Raw genomic sequence first — 18,812 nt, 5'->3', positions numbered from 1 at the left:
TTGCCATGGCCGCACCGCCGGGGCGGCAGGGCCTTGGGTCTTCAGTTCTGGGTTTCGATCTTCTCGTCTTGCACGAGCTTCTGCCAGCGCGCCACTTCGGTGGCCAGCACCTTCTGCGCTTCGGCCGGCTCGGTGCTGGTGGCGCCCAGGCCGAGCTTGCGCAGGCGCTCGATGACCTCGGGCTTGGCCATGATCCTGGTCATCTCGCGCGAGAGGCGTGCCACCACCGGCGCGGGCAGGTTCCTCGGCCCGGCCAGCGCGGTCCAGCCGGTCACGTCGAAGCCGGGCGAGACGGTTTCGGCCAGGGTGGGCACGTCGGGGTAGGTGGGCCAGCGCTGCGTGCCGGTGACGGCGAGCAGGCGCAGGCGGTTGCCGTTGACGAGCGGCTCCATGCTGGCGAGGTTGTCGAGCACGGCCTGGATCTCACCGCCGGCCACGGCGGTGGGCGCGAGGTTGCCGCCCTTGTAGGCCACGTCGATGAACTTCACGTGCTCGCGGCTTTGCAGCAGCACGCTGGCCAGGTGCATGCCGGTGCCCACGCCGGCATGGCCCATCGAGAGGGTGCCGGGTTTGTCCTTGGCCTGTTTCATGAGTTCGCCCATGTTGCGGATGGGCGAGCTCGCGCCCACGGCCACGCCGAAGGGAAAGCGCGTGGTCATGGTGACCATGGTGAAGTCGTTCACCGAGTCGTAGGGCAGCGACTTATAGAGCGCGGGCGAGATGCTGTGCCCCGAGGCCATGAGGAACAGCGTGTGGCCGTCGGGTTCGGCCTTGGCCACGGCGTTGGCCGCCAGGGTGCCGCCCGCGCCGGGCCGGTTTTCCACCACCACCGGGCTGCCCAGTGCTTCGGCCAGCTGCTGGGCCACGAGCCGGGCGGTGGCGTCCACGCCGCCACCGGGCGTGAAGCCGAGCAGCAGCTTGATCGGCTGGCGCGGCCAGTCGGCCGCCTGCGCGTGCGCGATGCCGGTGGAGAAGGTGGCGAGCAGGCCCGAGCAGAGGGCGGCGAGCAGGCCACGGCGGCCGAGGCGGGGGGATTTCATGCGGTTGTCTCCAGGGGTGGGACGCCGTTGCCTCACTCGCGGAGGCTTGCGGCGGGTGGGGTTCAGTTCTGCACTTCGATCTTTTCGTCCTTGATGACCTTGGTCCAGCGCGCCACGTCGGTGGCCAGGAAGGCCTGCGCCTCGCGGGGCGAGGTGGCCCAGGCGTCGGAGGCCTGGAGGCGGAGGGTTTCAACGATGTTGGGGCGCGCCAGCGTGCTCTGCACCATTTCGTTGAGCTGCGCGACGATGGCCGGTGGCAGGCCCTTGGGGCCAGCCAGCGCGTACCAGGCGCTCACGTCGAAGTCGGGCAGCAGGGTCTCGGCCACGCTGGGGATGTTGGGGAACAGCGCGAAGCGGTTCTTCGAGGTGACCGCGAGCGGCTTGACCTTGCCGTTCTCGATGTGGGCCGCCATGCCCGCCAGCGAGGTGAAAAGCAACGGCACTTCGCCCGCGATCACGGCCAGCGCCGGCGCGCTGCCGCCCTTGTAGGGCACGTGGGTGAGCTTCACGTCCGCGCGCGACTGGAAGAGCACGGCCGCCAGGTGCATACCGCTGCCCTGCCCGCCGGTGCCGTAGTCGATCTTGCCGGGCTGGGCCTTGGCCTGCTGCACCAGTTCCTGCACCGTCTTGAACGAGGCGTTGGGGTTGGCGATGATGGCGAACGGGCTGCGCGCCACCATGGAGACCATGGTGAAGTCGTTCACCGGGTCGAACGGCAGCGATTTGTAGAGCCCCGGCGCGGCGGAGTGGCCCGAGGCCATGAGGAACAGCGTGTAGCCATCGGGCTCGGCCTTGGCCACGTAGTTGGCGCCGATGGTGCCCCCGGCGCCGGGCTTGCCTTCCACCACGGCCTGCTGGCCGAATTTCTCGGCGAACTGCGCGGCGATCAGGCGCGCGAGGTTGTCCACCGGCCCACCCGAGGTGAAGCCGTGGATGATGCGCACCGGCTTGGTGGGCCAGGCGGGCGCGTTGCCCTGGGCGTGCGCCGCGGCGCCGAAGAGGCCCAGCGTTGCCCAGGTGAGCAGTGCGGCGGTGAAGGTGTGGCGTTTCATAAGAAGAACCTCTCCGGTTGGGGTCCGCGCTCGACGGGCCGTGATTGGTAGTTGCCCTCCCCGAACATGCGCATGCGCGAGGCCATGAGCTCTTCGTTGAGCTTCTGCAGCTTCGCTTCGTCGAAGGTGAGCTTGCCGCCGCGCTTGGCGAATTGGCCTGCCACCAGAACGTTCTCGATGTCCGAGGTTTCCGCGTACATCACCACGATGTGCGCCGGGTTGCCACCGGGCAGCGCGGGGAAGATGTTCATGCCGCGCGCATCGAACATGATGAGATCGGCCTGCTTGCCCGGCGTGATGGATCCGGTCTTCTTGTCCAGGCCGAAGGCCTTGGCGCCACCCATGGTGGCCCAGTAGAGGGCGTCGCGCGTGAGCGTGGAGTGCTGCGTCTTCGCGGGCCACTTGCCTTCGTGCCACAGGCTGCGGTTGTCCAGCTCGCGCTGGTGCAGGAAGGCGTGGCGCATCACCGCGAGCATGGAGCTGTTGAAGTAGGGGTCGCAGTCGGTGCCGATCGAGGGCATGGCGCCGTGCTTGACGAGGCGCCCGAGCATCGCGGGCTGCTCGTAGTTCAGCATCTCGGTGAGGTTGGTGGCGGTGATGGTGCAGCCCGCGTCGAGCACGATCTTGAGTTCCTCGTCGTCGAAGCAGTTGCCGTGCCCGATGTTGTGGTCGGGCCCGAGCAGGCCTTCTTTGGCCAGGCGCGGGTAACCGTCTTCCACCACGCGCTTGCCTTTGCGGCCGTACGTGTGGGCGGAGTTGATGAGGCCGTACTCGCGCGCCAGGCGGATGTCGTGCGCGGCCACGTCGTACTCGCCCCAGTCGGGCCCGAGGATGGCCATGGCCAGGGTGACCAGGCGGTCGTCGCTCGAGAGGCGCCCGGTGCGCAGGCGGTGGATCTCTTCGCGCGGGAAAGGCTTCTTGTGGTACGGCACCTCGCCCGGGCGCTCGGGCGGTTTCACCGTGCCGCGCGCGAACACGGCGCGGATGCCGGACTCTTCCAGCGCGTCGATGGCCACGTCGGTCATCTCCGCGTCGCGCAGGATGTGGCACCAGTCGACGATGGTGGTGGTGCCGTTGCGCAGCTGGTTCAGCGAGCCCAGCAGGTTGCCCAGGTAGACGTCGCGCACACCGTATTTGGTGGCGAGGTTCTGGTGCATGTTGGCGTGGTAGTCGCGGCTGCCGACCCAATCGGAGCCGATGCCGCGCAGCTGGAATTCCCAGGTGTGGATGTGCGCGTTGACCATGCCGGGCGTGACGATGCGGCCCTTGCCGTCGACGACTTCGGCGCCATCGACCTGCAGGTTCGGGCCGACGGCCACGATCCTGTCGTTCTCGATCAGGATGTCGGCGTCGTCGAAGTCGCCCACGGCGGGGTCCATGGAAAGGATGCAGGTGTTCTTGATGAGGAGGCGGGTCATGGGGTTCGTGGGGTGAGAAAGGACATCAGGCCGGGGAATCCGTCGGCGGGACGGGGCGGGTGGAGTTGCGCACGACCAGCTCGGGCCGCAGCACGACGGTGGCGGGCGACATCTGCCGCCCGTCCAGCCCGTCGAACAGCAGCTGCGCGGCGCGCCAGCCAAGTTCGCGGTGCGGCAGCCGGATGGTGGTGAGCGAGGGGTTGACCATGTCGACCAGCGGCATGTCGTTGTGGCCGGTGACGGCCACGTCGGTCGGCACGCGCAGGCCGGCGGCCTGCAGCGCGTCGTAGGCGCCCAGCGCCACCAGGTCGTTCGAGCAGACCACGGCCTCGGGCGGCTTCGCGCTCTGCGCGAGCAGCTGGGTCATGGCCAGGCGGCCGGCCTCGCGGCTGTAGGACTCGCAGGCCACCACGCCCGCGCTGCGCAGGCCGCGGTCGCGCAGCGCCTGCTCGAAGCCCTGCAGACGGCCCAGGCCGGTGGGCAGGCTCTGCGGGCCGGCCAGGTGGGCGATGCGCTCGCAACCGGTGCGCACCACGTGGTCCACCGCGAGCTTCATGGCCAGCCGGTCGTCGCTCACCACCGAGGGCAGGCGCCCGGACTCGTCGGCGCGGTTGACCATGACGGCGTGCAGGCCGGCGCCGACGATGAAGTCCACCAGCGGGTCTTCGCGCGAGGCGATGGCGAGCACGATGCCGTCGACCTGCTGGGCCAGCATGCGCTCGACCGTGGGCCGGGCCAGCGCGCTGGCGGCCACGTTGGCCACCATCACGAACCAGCCGCGCGCGGCCGCGCAGGCTTCGATGCCCTGCAGGATGGGCGGGAACACCGGGTTGGTGATGTCGGGCACCAGCACGCCGATGGTGTGGGTGCGGCCGGTGCGCAGGGCCGAGGCCGCGCGGTTGGGCCGGTAGCCCAGGCGGCGCGCGGCCTGCTCGACGGCCTCGAGCACCTCGGCGCTGACGGCGGCGCGCCGGCGCGGATCGAGCGCGCGCGAGACGGTGGACAGGTGCACGCCGGCGACCCGGGCGACGTCGCGGATGGTGACGGGGCCAGCGGGCTCCGTGGCGGAGGGGGAACGGGGGGTTTCGGTCACTTTGAAGATTTTCATGCAAACGTTTGCCATCATTCTGGCGGGATTCTTTCAAAACCTCAACAGAGATAATTTGGTGCAAACCCTATGCCTCGCCCCACCTTGGGGAGCGACAATAAGCAAACGTTTGCAAGAAAACTCGCCTTTCCCGCTTTCCGAGAAACCGCCGTGAACCTGATCTCCACCCCCGAGTCCGTGCTGGCCGTGGCGCTGACCGCCATGGAGCGCACGCCCGACCCCCGCCTGCGCGAAGTGATGGCCGCGTTGACGCGCCACCTGCATGCCTTCGCGCAAGAAGTGCGCCTGACCGAAGCCGAATTCGAGCGCGCGATCGGTTTCCTGGTCGGCATCGGCCAGGCCACCGGCCCGAAGAAGAACGAGGTGGTGCTGGCGGCCGACCTGCTGGGCGTGTCCACCCTGGTGGCCCTGCTCAACAACCCGGGCAGTGCCGGCGGCGAATCGCCCGCCGCGCTGCTCGGCCCCTTCTGGCGTGAGCGCGCGCCGCTGTGCGAGCCCGGTGAATCCATCGCGCGCGCCGGCACCCCCGGCGTGCCGCTGGAGGTGCGTGGCACGGTGCGCGACCCGCAGGGCCGGCCGGTGGCCGGCGCGGTGGTGGACGTGTGGCAGGCCTCGCCCGTGGGCCTGTACGAAAACCAGGACGACAGCCAGCCCGACATGAACCTGCGCGGGCGCTTCACCACCGACGCACAGGGTGCCTACTTCCTGCGCAGCGTGGTGCCCGCGGGCTACCCGGTGCCCACCGACGGCCCCTGCGGCGAACTGCTGCGCGCCCAGCGGCGCCACCCCAACCGCCCGGCCCACCTGCACTTCATGATCAGCCAGCCGGGCTTCAAGGTGCGCGTGTCCCAGGTGTTCGCCGACACCGACGAGAACCTCGACAGCGACCCGGTGTTCGGCGTCACGCGCTCCCTGGTGGGCCGCTTCGAGCTCGATGCCGATGGCGCCCAGGCCCGGCTGCAGCAGGACTTCACGCTGGAGCCCGGCGAGACCGTGTTCCCCAAGGCCCCGATTCCCTGACCTTCCCTCCAAGTACCCATGGCTTTTGAACCCCAGACACGACTCGACGGCAAGGTGGCCGTCATTGCCGGCGGCACCGGCGCCATCGGCCTGGCCACGGCGCGCCGCCTGGCCGCGCTCGGTGCCGCCTGCGTGCTGCTGCACCGGGGCGACGGCGCGGCCGCCGCCGAGCGGGCCGCCAGCCTGCCCGGCGCGCAGGCGCATGGCGCGGTGCGCGCCGACATCGTCGACAGCGCCTCGCTCCAGGCCGCCGCCGAGCAGGTGGCGCGGCAATGGCAGCGCTGCGACATCCTCGTCAACAGCGCCGGCTTCACCAAGCCCGTGCCCGCCGCCGACCTCGACGCGCTCGACGACGAGCTGATCGACCGGCTGATGCAGGCCAACTTCCGCGGCGTGTTCGCCACCATCCGCGCCTTCGCGCCGCTGCTCAAGGCCAGCGGCGACGGCCTGATCGTCAACGTCTCGTCCATCGCGGGCTTCACCGGCGTGGGCAGCAACCTCGCCTATGTGGCGGCCAAGGCCGGCCTGGACGTGGTGGGCGACGCGCTGGCCAAGGCGCTGGCGCCCGCGGTGCGCGTGGTCTCCGTCTCGCCCGGCGCGGTGGAGTCCACCTTCGTGCCGGGCCGGGGCGCGGAGTTCAACACCAAGACCGCCGCCACCACGCCGCTGGGCCGCGTCGGCCAGCCGGACGACGTGGCCGCGACCATCGAGGCCCTCGCCACCACCCTGCGCTTCGTCACCGGCACGCGCATCGTGGTCGATGGCGGCCGCCACCTCTGAATCCCGCGCCCATGAGCCTCTTCAACCCGCTGTCCCAGAAGACCCTGATCACCTGCGCCGTCACGGGCAACCTGGTCAAACCCGAGCAGACGCCGCACCTGCCCGTCACGCCCGAGCAGATCGCCCGCGAATGCCTGGCCGCCGCCGAGGCCGGTGCCGGCCAGGTGCACATTCACGTGCGCGACCCCCACACCGGCAAGCCGTCGATGGAGGTGGAGCTCTACCGCGAGGTGGTGGACCGCATCCGGCGCGAGAACCGCGAACTCATCATCAACCTCACCACCGGCCCGGGCGGGCGCTTCGTGCCGAGCGAGGACGACCCCAAGGTGTTCGCGCCCGGCACCACGCTGCTGCCGCCGGACCAGCGGGTGGAGCACATCGCGCTGATCAAGCCCGACGTGTGCTCGCTCGACTTCAACACCATGAACTCGGGGCCGGACGTGGTCATCAACACGCCGCGCAACGTGCGCCGCATGGCCGCCACCATCCGCGCCGCCGGCGTCAAGCCCGAGCTGGAGATCTTCGATTCGGGCGACATCCACCTCGCGCTCGACCTGATCGCCGACGGCAGCCTGGAAGGCCCCGGCATGTGGACCTTCGTGCTCGGCGTGAAGTACGGCTTCGCGCCCTCGCCCGCCACCGTGCTCTACGCGCGCGACATGCTGCCGCCCGGCGCGGTCTGGACAGCCTTCGGCATCGGCCGCATGGAGTTCCCCTTCGTCGCCCAGGCCTGGCTCGCGGGCGGGCACGTGCGCGTGGGCATGGAAGACAACATCTACCTCGACAAGGGCGTGCTCGCCGAGAGCAACGCCCAGCTCGTCGCCCGCGCGCGGGACATCATTCAAAGCATGGGCGGCAGCATGGCCAGCGCGCGCGAGGCGCGCGCGATGCTCGGCCTGCCCCCACGATAAGGAAAGGGAGAACGCTCTTGACCGCACGCATCCACGAAGACACCGGCATCGCGCCACCACGCCCATCCACCGGCACCGGCCAGGCCCTGCGCCTGCTGCAGAAGGCCGACAGCATCGACACCCTGCGCCTGATGCTGGTGGACAGTCCCCAGCGCGTGCCCGCGCCGGGCCACGCGCTGGTGCGCGTGGGCGCGGCGGCCGTCAACCCCAGCGACGCCAAGGCCAGCCTGGGCATCATGCCGCAGGCCGTGTGGCCGCGCACCCCGGGCCGCGACTTCGCGGGCACCGTGGTCGAAGGCCCCACCGAATGGATCGGCCGCCAGGTCTATGGCTCGGGCGGCGATGTCGGCATCACGCGCGACGGCTCGCACGCGCGTTACCTCGAACTGCCGCTGGCCGCGCTGCGCGCCATGCCGGCCAACCTCTCGATGGAAGAGGCCGGCGCGGTCGGCGTGCCCTTCGTCACCGCCTACGAGGGCTTTCGCCGCAGCGGCATGCCCCGCGCCGGCCAGACCGTGATGGTGATGGGCGCCAACGGCAAGGTCGGCCAGGCCGCGGTGCAGCTGGCCACGCAGGCCGGCGCGCGCGTGATCGCCGTGCAGCGTGGCCCCGGCCCGTTCGCCGGCTTCAGCTGCGCACCGGTGGACGTGATCGACGCCACAGCGGTCGACGTGGCCGCCACCGCCCGCGACCTCACCCAGGGACGCGGCGCCGACACCGTGTTCAACACCGTGGGCAGTGCCTACTTCGACGCCGCCAACAAGGCCATGGCCAAGGGCGCGACGCAGATCTTCATCGCCACGCACGACCGCGCCGTGCCCTTCGACATCTTCGCGTTCTACCGGGGCATGCACACCTACGTGGGCATCGACTCGCTCGCCATGGACTGCGCCACCTCCACCGCCCAGCTCGACGCCATGCGCGAAGGCTTCGAACGCGGCACGCTCAAGCCCTTCCCCATCGCCCGCGCCTACGACCTGGCCGATGCGGCCGAGGCCTACCGCGCCGTGCTCGGTGGCAGCACGGACCGGGTCGTGCTGCGCCCCTGAACGCCCACCCGCGAGGAGCCGCCGCCATGCACGTCACCCGCTTCGACGAGGCGCCCACCTACGAGGCGCCCAACCACTTCGACATGCGCTGCCTGCGCCTGCAGGGCAAGGAGGCGGGCCCGTCCACCCAGATGTGGATGGGCATGAGCCAGCTGCTGCCCGACGGCCACACCACGCTGGACCCGTCGCCGATCGAAAAGCTCTACTTCGTCGTCGAAGGCGAGGTCACCCTGGTGGGCGCGGTGGACGGCGTGCCGCAGCGCGCCACGCTGCGCGCCCTCGACTCCTGCCGCTTCGCCCCGGGCGAGGCGCGCCAGCTCATCAACGAGAGCAACCGGCCGGCCATGGTGCTGCTGGTGATGGCCAACGCGCCACCGGCCTCCCCGGCATGAAACCCCTGCCGCCCTCTCAGTGGGCGGGACGCCAGAACATGTGCAGTTCGTCGTGCAACACGCCGTCGATCCGCAGGGCGGCGGGTTCACGGCCGAAGGTCTGGAAGCCCAGGGATTCGTACAAGGCGATGGCGGCCATGTTGCCGGCATTGACGCTCAGGTTCACCTGAAGCAGGTCGGGCACCGACCCGGCCAGCGCGAGCGCCTGCACGAGCAATCCACGGCCCACGCCCTTGCCCCGCGCCTCGGGCGCCACGTACAGGCCATAGATCATCCCCTTGTGCCGCAGCTTGCGCTTGTCTTCGCGCCGCAGCGTCACGATGCCGATCAACCGGTCTCCCTCGAAGGCGCCGAACGCGCCCTGGTCGGGATGCACCGCGAGGCGGGCCGCCGTCGTTTCGGGAGGGAAAACCACCTCTTCCTCATGGCTGGAACCAAACGCGGTGGGTTCCTCCTGCAAGGCGGACAGGCGCAACGCGCGAAACGGGCTCGCGTCTTGGGGGGTGAGGCGGCGGATGTGCATGCGTGATGTGAGGTGGCGTTGGGGGTGTGGGGGAGTTCAATGCGGGCCCGAACGGAAGCGGCTGGGCGAGGCCCCGGCCGACTTTCGCATGAGGCGCCGCAGGGCGGTCGCGTCTTCGTAGCCCACCTGGGCCGCCACCTGCTCGATCGTCAGGCGGCTGCGCTCGATCAGCATGCGCGCGCGGTTGAGCCGCACGCTCTGCACGAGCGCCAGCGCGCCCCGGCCGGTGGCGGCTTTGACGTGCCGCGCCAGGGTGCGCGGCGACATGGCGAAGGCCTCGGCCAGCGCCGCCACGTCAGGCGGGTGGGGCAAGGCGGATTCGATGTGTTGCGTCAGGCGGCCGATCAGCTCGTTGCCGTTGGACTGCATGGCAGGCAGCACGAAGGGCGCCTGCGCCTGGCGGCCGTCGATGAGCAGCACGCGGCTCACCGCGTCCGCCAGCGCCGGGCCGAAGCGGGTGCGCAGCAGGTGGAGCATGAGGTCGGTCTGCGCCAGCGCGGCACCGGCCGTGGTGACGGGGCCGTCGGCGCAGACCATGCGGTCCGCGTCCACACGGCACAGGGGTGCCAGGCCTTGCAGGCGCGGCGCCAGCCACCACGAGGTGGTGGCCCGCCGGCCATCCAGCAGACCCGCCGCCTGCAGCAGGAACACAGCGGAACAGGACGCGGCCACCTCGCCGCCCCGCGCCGCGTGCCGCCGCAGGCCCTCGCTGGCGGCCCGCGCGTCGTCGCGCGCCAGGCGGTCGGCCAGCGCCGAGGCCTGGTCCACCCCCAGGCCAGGCACGATCCAGGTCGAGCTGTCGCGACCCGCTCGGGCCGGCAGGGCGTGCGTCTGCAATTGCAGGCCGTGGCCGAGCGCCACCGGGCCACCGTCGGGCGAGCACACGCGCCAGGTGGGCTGCGGCAAGGCGAGCCGGGGCGCGATGGCCGCCGCCGCGCTCAACACGTCCAGCGTGACGGCCACCCCACTCCCCCAGGCCCCGGGCAGCACGAGAACGGTGAAATCACGCATGGCAGGAATGGCTTGAAAGATGTCGAAACAGACACTGGCAGTGTAGCGCCGGCCTTGGTGCAATCAAGGCCCCTCCATCTCTAGAGAGCCCAGGACATGCCCGAACCGAATCTGACCGAACACGACGCCCTCGACGATTTCGAGGCGCGCGAGATCACGCTCGACGGCGCCACCAAGCGCGTGCACGTCGCCGGCCATGGGCCGGCGGTGATCGTCATGACCGAGATGCCGGGCATCAGCCCGCACGTGGCCCGCTTCGCGCGCTGGGTGCGCGACGCGGGTTTCACGGTTTACATGCCGTCGCTGTTCGGGGTGGACGGCGCGGTGCCCGAGGCCGAAGCGGGCATGGCCGTGATGCAGCGCGCCTGTGTGAGCGCGGAGTTCCGCGCGTTCGCCAACCGCAAGGGGCCCAACCAGGCCAGCCCGGTGACGCGCTGGCTGAGGCTGCTGGCCCGGCACGCGCACGGGGCTTGCGGCGGCCCTGGCGTGGGCGCCATCGGCATGTGCTTCACCGGCAATTTCGCGCTCACGATGATGCTGGAGCCGTCGATGCTGGCGCCCGTGCTGTCGCAGCCCTCGCTGCCGCTGGACGACCCGGCCGGCCTGGAGATCGGGCCCGAGGACCTGGCCGAGGTGCGCTCGCGCCTGGAGCGCGAGGACCTCACGGTGATGGCCTACCGCTTCGCGGGCGACAAGTTCTGCAAGGCCGAGCGCTTCAAGGCCTACGAAGCCGCGCTGGGCCCGCGCTTCGTGGCGCGGGTGCTGCCCGACAGCGCCGCCAACCGGACGGCCCTGCCCCCGTTCTTCGAGCAGGTGGTGAACAGCCCGCACAGCGTGGTGACGGCGCACCTGATCGATGAGGCCGGCCAGCCCACCCTCGCGGCGCGCGACGAGATCCTGGCCTTCTTCACGCAGCGGCTCAGGAATCCCGGCAGTAGCCCTCGCCCGCTCGAACCGTCAGGCAGTTCTTCTTCTCGCTGAGCCACTTCATCCCGGTCTCGGCGCCGTTGGTGGCGCGCAGGGATTCCTTCACGCCGTCGCGCTCGAACTCGATGCGCGCATCACCCGCCGCCTTGCCCGGGAACGTGCGGGGGCCGTCGAGGTTGCGGATGGTCACCTCGTACTGGCCACCGCTGCCCGAGAGCTGGAGGTAGGTGCCTTCAGGTCCGTTCCATTGGCCCAGCCAGGCATCGGTGGCCGGAGCGGGCGCAGCAGGTGTGGGCGCAGGTGCCGGCGCGGCCGGGGCACTCGCGCCGGCCGCCGCTGGCGCGGCTTCGGGGGTGCGGTCCTGGCAGGCGGCCAGGGCGACGGCGATCGCGGCCATGCAGGCGAGGTGTGCGAACTTCATGGTGTGCCTTTCGGTGGGGTGCCGGATCAACGTTCGGCGATGTAGTGCGACATGCGCGCGCTCTCGCCCTCGGCGAGAAAGGCGCGCACCTCGGTCTCGATCGCGCGGTCGGCCACGGTGGCGCGCGCGCGCTGGTGCAGGTAATCGGCCCAGGAGGTGACGATGAAGCGCTCCACATAACGCGAGGGTTCACCCAGGTCCTTGTAGACGCGCCAGAACGTGGCGCCGTCGCGGCGGCGCGGCGCCTTCATCTGGGCGATGGTGTCGAGAAAGGCCTCGTCCACACCGGGGCGGATGCGGTAGCCCACCTCCACCGCGATCGGTCCGGACTCGGGGCTGGGCTCGGCCTCCACGAAGAGCTCGTCCCACGGCGTGCCCTGGGTCACTTCGTGGTCCGCGCCCACGCGCAAGGGGAAGGGGCGCGCCAGCAGCAGGCCCGCGGCCATGAGCACGCCGGCCGCGGCGAGCGCGGCGGTGAGGCCCGCGATGTCGGACACCGCGCCCCAGAAGGCCGAACCGATGGCGAACGCACCGAGCGCGGAGACGATGTGCAGCGCCACCGCGCGCGAGCGCACCCAGGGCGGCGCGCTGGCCTGGGTGGCGGTGTTGAAGGTGGACATGGTGGCCATCCAGGCCGCGCCGCCGAACGCCATGGCCACGTACACCACCGCCGGCACACGCACCCAGGCAGCCACCAGCATCACGGCGGCGAACACCACGCAGGCCACGGCCACGATGGCGTCGAGCGAGAAACGCGCGCGCAGCCGGCCGATGACCAGGCCCGAAGCCACCGCCCCGGTGCCCAGGCAGCCCATGAGCAGGCCGAAGCCTTCGGCGCCGGTGCCCAGCTGGCGCTGCGCGATCACGGGCAGCAGGGCCCAGAGCGCCGAACCGGCCGCGCTGAACGCCATCACCCGCACCAGCTGCGCCAGGATGATGCGCGAGTGCCAGGCGAAACGCAGGCCACTGAGCGTGCCACCCCACAGGCGCTCGGCCGGCAGGCTGGACGGCGGGTGCGCGCGCGGCGGCCAGCGGCGGATCGACTCCCACATCACCACCGTGGTGAACACCGTGACCACGAACACCCAGCCCGCGCCCAGGCGCGCGAACAGCAGGCCGGCCAGCGTGGGGCCGATGGCGCGCGCGGCGTTGTAGGCGATGCCGATGGCGGTGATGGCCTGCGGCCACTCGGGGCGCGGCACCGGGTCGACCACCGAGGAATTCCACGCCGGCGTGAGCACCGCCGTGCAGCAGCCGCAGACGAAGACCAGGAACAGCACCGAGGCCGGCCCACCCCAGCCCGCCAGCACCAGAGCGGCCAGCAGCACGCTCGCGCCCACCTGGGCGATCAGCGCGCCCGAGATCAGGCGGCGGCGATCGGTGGTGTCGGCCAACACCCCGGCGGGCAACGCCAGCAGGAACATGGGCAGGAACACCGCCGTCTGCACCAGGGCGGCCAGAAAGGAGGAGCCGGTCAGCTCGACCATGAGCCAGGCGGCGGCCATGGTCTGCATGCCACTGCCGATGAAGAACACCGCGCCGCAGATCCAGAGCCCCCGGAAAGCGGGTTGGCGAAGCGGGCTCCAGATGGATGTGGACATGGCCCATTATTCCGCACACCCCCTGGGGTACGCGGGAGCGCGCCCCAAGCCTCAGCGCGGCGTGTGGCCGTAGGTGATGGAGAGCACCACGCCCGAGCGCAGGCGCACCGTGGCGAACAGGTTGCCGGGGCCCCGGTCGTACAGCCATTCCTCGGTGACCTGGCAGGGCAGGATGCGGCTGGCGTAGGGTTCGGGCACCGGGTAGTAGTGGGGGTTCTGGTAGAGCGGCGCGCAGTAGGTGTCGGTCAGCACGGGTTGGCCGCACTTGGCCATCAGCGAGAGTTTCGAATCGCCTTCGGCCGCGATGCCGCCGGCGCAGCGCAACGATTCCGCGCGTGCCGGGGCCGCGCCGCCCAGCAAGGCCACGAGCAGCCCCAGGCCCGCCAGCCACCGCCAGCCCGGCAGGGTCGAGGGCAGTCGATAGGCTGGGGCGGACATGGCGGGCGGGCTACACGATGCCGTTGCGGATCGCGTAGACGGTGAGTTCGGCGTTGTTCGCCAGGTGCAGCTTTTCCAGCACGCGCGCGCGGTAGACGCTCACGGTCTTGGGGCTGAGCATGAGTTCTTCGGCGATGTCCGAGAGCTTCTTGCCCGAGGCGATCTTCTGCAGGGTCTGCAGTTCGCGCTCGGACAGGCTGGCGTGCAGCTCCTCGCTTTCGGGGGCGTTGAGCGTGTCCACCAGCATCTGCGCCACGTCGGGCGTCACGTACTTGCGGCCCTGCATCACGGTGCGGATGGCGGCCACCAGCTCGGCCGGCTCGCCGGCCTTGTTCAGGTAGCCGCGCGCGCCCGCGCGCAGGCAGCGGATGGCGTACTGGTCTTCCGGGTACATGGAGACCACCAGGGTCTTGACGGTGGAGCCCTCTTCCTTGAGCGTGCCCAGCACCTCCAAGCCCCCGCGCCCGGGCATGTTCAGATCGAGCACGAGCACGTCGCACTCGACCTTGCGCATCAGGTCGCGCAGTTCGGGGTAGCTGCCGGCCTCGCCGACCACCTGGATGTCGGTGGCTTCCGAAATGGTGTCGCGGATGCCGCGCCGCACCATGGCGTGGTCGTCACACAAAATCACCTTGATCATGGGGTTCCTCGTCGGCCTGTGCCGCATTGTCCGGGTTGCTGGAAGTCTGCAAGGGTATCGACAGAATGACCGACGTGCCGCGGGGCGAGGAACTCACGTCGAGCCAGCCGCCCACCTTGACGGCACGCTCGCGCAGGCCCAGCAGGCCGAAGGACTTGGCCTTGCGCAGGGCCTGGGCGTCCAGGCCCTTGCCGTTGTCGGTCACTTCGAGGGTGAGCACGCCTTCGCGGTCGCTCAGGTCGATGTCGACCGAGCTGGCCTCGGCGTGCTTCTGCACGTTGGTCATGGCCTCCTGCGCGGTGCGGTAGGCCACCAGCTGGAATTCGCGCGGCACGTCCAGCGTCTCGGACGAGCGCCGCACCACCACCCGCAGGCCGGTGCGCCGCTCGAAGCCCGAGGCCAGCCAGAGCACGGCGGCGACCAAGCCCTGGTCGAGGATGGGCGGGCGCAGGTTCATCATGATGCGCTGGCTCGCGCCCAGGGCGTGCTGCAGCATCTCCATGGCCGAGCCCAGGTGGCGCTGCACGTCGCCCTGCTCCACGTGCCGGCCGACCCAGGCCAGGTCGAGCTTGACGGCGGCGAGCGCGCCGCCGATGTCGTCGTGGATCTCGCGCGCGATGTCGGCGCGTTCCTGTTCGATGCTGGTCTGCAGGTGCTCGGCCAGTTCGGCCAGGCGGCGGCGCGATTCGGCCAGTTCGGCGTCGGCCGCGGCCTTGGCGCGGCGGGTTTCGCTGATCTCGATGGCGCGCTCGATCACGTGCGACAGGCGGTGCATGCTGTCCTTGAGCAGGTAATCGCTCACGCCCCGGTGCATCACGTCGACCGCCGCCGTTTCACCAATGGCACCGGAGAGGATGACGAACGGGATCTCCAGCTTCATCGCCCGCACCTCGTCCCAGGCGTCCATGCCGGTGAAGCCGGGCAGGTGGTAGTCGGCCAGCACGATGTCGTAGTGGGCGCTCTGCAGCTCGCGGCGGAAGTCCTCCAGCGTGTCCACCAGCACCACCTCGCTGGCGAGCTGGCTGCGCTGCAGGGCGAATTTCACGAGCGCGTGGTCCACCCGCGAATCCTCCAGGTGAAGGATGCGGACAAAGCGCTTGTCCGGGGTTGGAGACGGTCCGCTCATTCTGGTGTTCTCGGGGGGATGAATGCCACTTTGCACCCAGGGCTGGGCCGGCAACGCGGAAATTGGTGCTGAATTCGGCCCGTTATCTGTCGATACAGGGTCGGACAGCTGTCGAAAATTGTAATACCCACCCCAGTAGCCGAGCGCCCCACCACCCACCATGGAACTACCGACGATGCAGCAGACCCCGCCGTCTGTCTCCCTGCCCGTGAATCTGGTGGCCGACCTCCAGGATTCGCTGCTCATGGCCATGACGGACCTGCAGCGGCTCGAAGGCCTGCTCGACCACGCCACCAGCAACCTGCTGGAGCGTTTCGGTTCGGCCAACCAGGCCCTGGGCCACCTCAGCGCCGAACGGGGCGAGGAGTTCGGCCCGATCCGCCAGAGCCTGCACCAGGCCGTGACCGAATTGCAGTTCCACGACATGGCCACCCAGCTGATCGTGCACACCGGCAAGGTGCTGCAGAGCTGCGCCTGGCGCCTGGCCGACCAGACCATGGAGCCCGAGGAAGGCGAGGTGCCGATGGACATCGACCCCATGCCCGAGCGCCCCAGCCCGGTGACCCAAAGCGAGATGGACGCCGGGTCCATCGACTTGTTCTGAGCACAGGCCGATTCAAGCCTTTGCCCCAATTGCCGATATTTGATTCCAAACGGAGTAAGCCATGCGATCGATTCTTGCCGTAGACGACTCGGCGTCCATGCGAAAAATGGTGTCCTTCACCCTCACCGGGGCGGGCTACCACGTGGTCGAGGCCGTGGACGGTCAGGACGCCTGGGAAAAAGCCCAGACGCACAGCATCGACCTGGTGCTGACCGACCAGAACATGCCCAACATGGACGGGCTGGGCCTCACGCGCAAGCTGCGCGAGCACCCCAAGTTCAAGTCGGTGCCCATCCTGATCCTGACCACCGAGTCCAGCGACCAGATGAAGCAGCTCGGCCGCGCGGCCGGTGCCACCGGGTGGTTGGTCAAGCCTTTCGATCCGGGCCGCCTGATCGAAGTCATTCAAAAAGTCATCCGTTAGTCATGGAAAACACCCCCGCAGCGCTTCGCGCTACCCCCTCAAGGGGGCGGCACCACAGGCCCGGCAAAGCCGGTTCCTCGGTGCCCCTCGAAAAGGCACGCCACGCCTCCACCGCACGCAAGGAGTTTCACCATGGGTGAAATGATGAACGAAGGCCAGAACCTCGGTAACGACATCGATCTGAGCCAGTTCTATTCGATCTTTTTCGAAGAAGCCGGCGAGAACCTCGACCAGATGGAGCAGATGCTGCTCGCGCTCGACCTGGAGAAGGCCGACGACGAGGAGCTCAACGCCATCTTCCGCTGCGCGCACTCGATCAAGGGCGGTGCCGCCACCTTCGGCTTTGCCGACGTGGCCGAACTCACGCACCAGATGGAGTCGCTGCTGGACAAGCTGCGCCGCCATGAACTGACGCCCACGGCCGCCATGGTGGACGTGCTGCTGGAATCCTCCGACGCGCTGCGCGGCCTGCTGGGCGCCCACCAGGGCCGGGGCGTCGAGCCCCCCGCCACGGCCGACCTGGTCGCGCGCATCAGCGTGCTGGCCCACGGCGAGGACGCCGAAGTCGAAGAAGAAGCCCCCGCGCCAGCCCCCGTGGTGGTCGCGGCGCCCGCTCCCGTGGCCGCCCCGGCGCCACCCCCCGCACGCAAGGCCGCCAAGGTCGAGCGCGAGCTGGAAATCCACATCGGCCCGCTGGAGAACCCGGCCTCGGCCGACGGCATCGCCGAGCTGTTCCGCGACATTCCGGGCCTGGGCACGGTCGAGGCCCTGCCCTGCGACCTGAGCACGCGCCGCGTCTGGCGCGCCCGCACCTCGGCCAGCGACAGCGACCTGATGGACCTGTTCACCTTCCACGTGGGCAAGGACGACATCCGCATCGTCGAGCAACAGGCCCAACCGGCCGCACCGAACATCACCATCGGCGAAGACGGCGAGCCCATGGGCACCGGCCACCCGAACCCGACCACCGAAGGCCGCGACTACGGCTTCTTCGAAGGCGCTCCCGGCGTGCCGGTGCGCGCCGCCGCCACCGCCACCGCCGCCGAGGGTGCCGCCCCGAAGGCCGCCCCCAAGGTGGAGGCCCGCGCCGCCGCCGGTGCCGGCCTCGAATCGAGCACGCTGCGCGTCTCGGTGAGCAAGGTGGACCAGCTCATCAACCTGGTGGGCGAACTCGTCATCACCCAGGCCATGCTCGCGCAGAAGAGCCGCGAACTCGACGACAAGGACAACCAGCCCCTGCTGGCCGGCCTGGCCGACCTGGACCGCAACACCCGCGACCTGCAGGAAGCGGTGATGTCGATCCGCATGATCCCCATGTCCGTGGTGTTCAACCGCTTCCCCCGCATGCTGCGCGACCTCGCCACCAAGCTGGGCAAGAAGGTCGAGCTGGTCACGCAGGGCGAATCGACCGAACTCGACAAGGGCCTGGTGGAGAAGATCACCGACCCGCTGACCCACCTGATCCGCAACAGCTGCGACCACGGCATCGAGATGCCGGAGGAGCGCCGCGCCAAGGGCAAGAGCGAAAACGGCACGATCACGCTGTCGGCCACGCACGAAGGCGGCTCGATCCTGATCGAGGTGCGCGACGACGGCAAGGGCCTCTCGCGCGAGAAGCTGCTGCGCAAGGCGCGCGAGAAGGGCATCGACGCGCCCGACACGCTGACCGACACCGAGGTCTGGAACCTGATCTTCGCGCCCGGTTTCTCCACCGCCGAGGAAGTGACCGACGTGTCCGGCCGAGGTGTGGGGATGGACGTGGTCAAGAAGAACATCGCCGCGCTCAACGGCACGGTGGAGATCGATTCGGCCGAAGGCTTCGGCATGCGCGTCTCGGTGCGCCTGCCGCTCACGCTGGCCATCATGGACGGCATGTCGGTGCGCGTGAGCGACGAGGTGTACATCCTGCCGCTGTCCAACGTGATCGAGTCGTTCCAGATCAAGCCGAGCGACATCAACACCATGGCGCAGGGCGCCCAGGTGGTGAAGGTGCGCGACGAATACATGCCCGTGGTCGAACTCGAGCGCGTGTTCCAGGTGCCGCGTTTCGAGTTCAACGGCACCAGCCCCATCATGGTGGTGGTGGAGGCCGAAGGCTCGCGCGTGGCGCTGATGGTCGACGAACTGCTGGGCCAGCAACAGGTGGTGATCAAGAACCTGGAGTCCAACTACCGCAAGGTGCCCAACGTCTCGGGCGCCACCATCCTGGGCGACGGCAAGGTCGCGCTGATCCTGGACACCTCCGGCCTGGTGCGCCGCTCACGCCACTGACCTGAGTCCTTTCGCCCCGCTGCCTGGCGCCCCCCGCTTTTCCTCAGTCAGGACCC

The 18,812-nt window shown here is 69.9% G+C and carries 21 protein-coding genes; 10 read left to right on the top strand and 11 right to left on the bottom strand.

All coding sequences use genetic code 11. From position 1 onward, the window contains the following. Positions 1-41: 41 nt before the first annotated feature. The 4 genes from AC3WPZ_RS08040 to AC3WPZ_RS08025 form a co-directional block, all read right to left on the bottom strand. On the bottom strand, positions 42-1,040 hold the full coding sequence (locus tag AC3WPZ_RS08040) for a Bug family tripartite tricarboxylate transporter substrate binding protein (protein WP_444688498.1): 999 nt from the start codon (positions 1,038-1,040) through the stop codon (positions 42-44). Between the two features lie 62 nt (positions 1,041-1,102). Next, on the bottom strand, positions 1,103-2,092 hold the full coding sequence (locus tag AC3WPZ_RS08035) for a tripartite tricarboxylate transporter substrate binding protein (protein WP_492432827.1): 990 nt from the start codon (positions 2,090-2,092) through the stop codon (positions 1,103-1,105). Continuing rightward, a complete protein-coding gene (locus AC3WPZ_RS08030) occupies positions 2,089-3,510 on the bottom strand; it encodes an amidohydrolase family protein (RefSeq protein ID WP_492439084.1) in 1,422 nt (473 codons plus the stop codon). Before AC3WPZ_RS08030 ends, AC3WPZ_RS08035 begins: the two co-directional genes overlap by 4 nt. Before the next feature lie 25 nt (positions 3,511-3,535). Next, on the bottom strand, positions 3,536-4,618 hold the full coding sequence (locus AC3WPZ_RS08025; protein ID WP_492439082.1) for a LacI family DNA-binding transcriptional regulator: 1,083 nt from the start codon (positions 4,616-4,618) through the stop codon (positions 3,536-3,538). On the opposite strand from AC3WPZ_RS08025, the gene AC3WPZ_RS08020 reads away from it, so the two are divergent. From AC3WPZ_RS08020 to AC3WPZ_RS07995, 6 genes are all read left to right on the top strand, one after another. After that, positions 4,617-4,772 (top strand): hypothetical protein, encoded by a 156-nt coding sequence (locus tag AC3WPZ_RS08020; protein ID WP_492439080.1) that lies wholly within the window; start codon positions 4,617-4,619, stop codon positions 4,770-4,772. The genes AC3WPZ_RS08025 and AC3WPZ_RS08020 overlap by 2 nt on opposite strands. Before the next feature lie 47 nt (positions 4,773-4,819). Continuing rightward, positions 4,820-5,638, top strand: a complete 819-nt coding sequence (locus AC3WPZ_RS08015; protein WP_382325875.1) for a dioxygenase family protein — start codon at positions 4,820-4,822, stop codon at positions 5,636-5,638. 18 nt (positions 5,639-5,656) lie between these two features. Next, positions 5,657-6,418 carry an SDR family NAD(P)-dependent oxidoreductase gene (locus AC3WPZ_RS08010; RefSeq protein ID WP_492439078.1) on the top strand — a complete coding sequence of 254 codons (762 nt, stop codon included), beginning with the start codon at positions 5,657-5,659 and terminating at the stop codon, positions 6,416-6,418. An 11-nt stretch (positions 6,419-6,429) separates the two neighbouring features. Beyond that, the gene (locus tag AC3WPZ_RS08005; protein WP_492439076.1) at positions 6,430-7,329 is read left to right on the top strand and encodes a beta-keto acid cleavage family enzyme; all 900 of its coding nucleotides are present in this window, start codon (positions 6,430-6,432) and stop codon (positions 7,327-7,329) included. A gap of 131 nt (positions 7,330-7,460) precedes the next feature. After that, positions 7,461-8,378: a quinone oxidoreductase family protein gene (locus AC3WPZ_RS08000; protein ID WP_382163754.1), complete on the top strand. Its 918-nt coding sequence runs from the start codon at positions 7,461-7,463 to the stop codon at positions 8,376-8,378. 26 nt (positions 8,379-8,404) lie between these two features. After that, positions 8,405-8,770, top strand: a complete 366-nt coding sequence (locus AC3WPZ_RS07995) for a cupin domain-containing protein (protein ID WP_492439074.1) — start codon at positions 8,405-8,407, stop codon at positions 8,768-8,770. Between the two features lie 16 nt (positions 8,771-8,786). Here the strand turns inward: AC3WPZ_RS07995 and AC3WPZ_RS07990 are convergent, their stop codons facing one another. Then, complete coding sequence (locus AC3WPZ_RS07990) at positions 8,787-9,293, bottom strand: GNAT family N-acetyltransferase (protein ID WP_492439072.1); 507 nt, start codon at positions 9,291-9,293, stop codon at positions 8,787-8,789. A gap of 36 nt (positions 9,294-9,329) precedes the next feature. Then, entirely contained in the window at positions 9,330-10,304 is a 975-nt protein-coding gene (locus AC3WPZ_RS07985) for a GlxA family transcriptional regulator (RefSeq protein WP_492439070.1), read from the bottom strand. A 96-nt stretch (positions 10,305-10,400) separates the two neighbouring features. Here AC3WPZ_RS07985 and AC3WPZ_RS07980 point away from each other — a divergent pair, with 96 nt between their 5' ends. Further along, a complete protein-coding gene (locus AC3WPZ_RS07980) occupies positions 10,401-11,285 on the top strand; it encodes a dienelactone hydrolase family protein (protein ID WP_492439068.1) in 885 nt (294 codons plus the stop codon). Here the strand turns inward: AC3WPZ_RS07980 and AC3WPZ_RS07975 are convergent. From AC3WPZ_RS07975 to AC3WPZ_RS07955, 5 genes are read right to left on the bottom strand one after another with little or no spacing between them, the layout of a single operon-like run. Next, positions 11,224-11,652, bottom strand: a complete 429-nt coding sequence (locus tag AC3WPZ_RS07975; RefSeq protein ID WP_492439066.1) for a hypothetical protein — start codon at positions 11,650-11,652, stop codon at positions 11,224-11,226. The genes AC3WPZ_RS07980 and AC3WPZ_RS07975 overlap by 62 nt on opposite strands. 26 nt (positions 11,653-11,678) lie before the next feature. Further along, a complete protein-coding gene (locus AC3WPZ_RS07970; protein WP_382161866.1) occupies positions 11,679-13,253 on the bottom strand; it encodes an MFS transporter in 1,575 nt (524 codons plus the stop codon). Between the two features lie 51 nt (positions 13,254-13,304). After that, positions 13,305-13,691 carry a DUF2845 domain-containing protein gene (locus tag AC3WPZ_RS07965; protein WP_382161877.1) on the bottom strand — a complete coding sequence of 129 codons (387 nt, stop codon included), beginning with the start codon at positions 13,689-13,691 and terminating at the stop codon, positions 13,305-13,307. 10 nt (positions 13,692-13,701) lie between these two features. Further along, complete coding sequence (locus AC3WPZ_RS07960) at positions 13,702-14,331, bottom strand: response regulator (protein ID WP_382161880.1); 630 nt, start codon at positions 14,329-14,331, stop codon at positions 13,702-13,704. Next, the gene (locus tag AC3WPZ_RS07955; RefSeq protein ID WP_382161883.1) at positions 14,309-15,457 is read right to left on the bottom strand and encodes a hybrid sensor histidine kinase/response regulator; all 1,149 of its coding nucleotides are present in this window, start codon (positions 15,455-15,457) and stop codon (positions 14,309-14,311) included. Before AC3WPZ_RS07955 ends, AC3WPZ_RS07960 begins: the two co-directional genes overlap by 23 nt. A 175-nt stretch (positions 15,458-15,632) precedes the next feature. Between AC3WPZ_RS07955 and AC3WPZ_RS07950 the strand changes: the two genes are divergently transcribed. From AC3WPZ_RS07950 to AC3WPZ_RS07940, 3 genes are all read left to right on the top strand, one after another. After that, positions 15,633-16,061 (top strand): hypothetical protein, encoded by a 429-nt coding sequence (locus AC3WPZ_RS07950; RefSeq protein WP_382161886.1) that lies wholly within the window; start codon positions 15,633-15,635, stop codon positions 16,059-16,061. Between the two features lie 61 nt (positions 16,062-16,122). Beyond that, positions 16,123-16,485 carry a response regulator gene (locus AC3WPZ_RS07945; RefSeq protein WP_291113599.1) on the top strand — a complete coding sequence of 121 codons (363 nt, stop codon included), beginning with the start codon at positions 16,123-16,125 and terminating at the stop codon, positions 16,483-16,485. A 132-nt stretch (positions 16,486-16,617) separates the two neighbouring features. Further along, positions 16,618-18,756 carry a chemotaxis protein CheA gene (locus AC3WPZ_RS07940; protein WP_492439063.1) on the top strand — a complete coding sequence of 713 codons (2,139 nt, stop codon included), beginning with the start codon at positions 16,618-16,620 and terminating at the stop codon, positions 18,754-18,756. Positions 18,757-18,812 lie beyond the last annotated feature (56 nt).

This window comes from Hydrogenophaga sp. FW305-3-2-15-A-LB1 (assembly GCF_058787875.1).
Note: the sequence above shows the minus strand (reverse complement) of the source record. Positions and strands in the feature narration are given on the sequence as shown.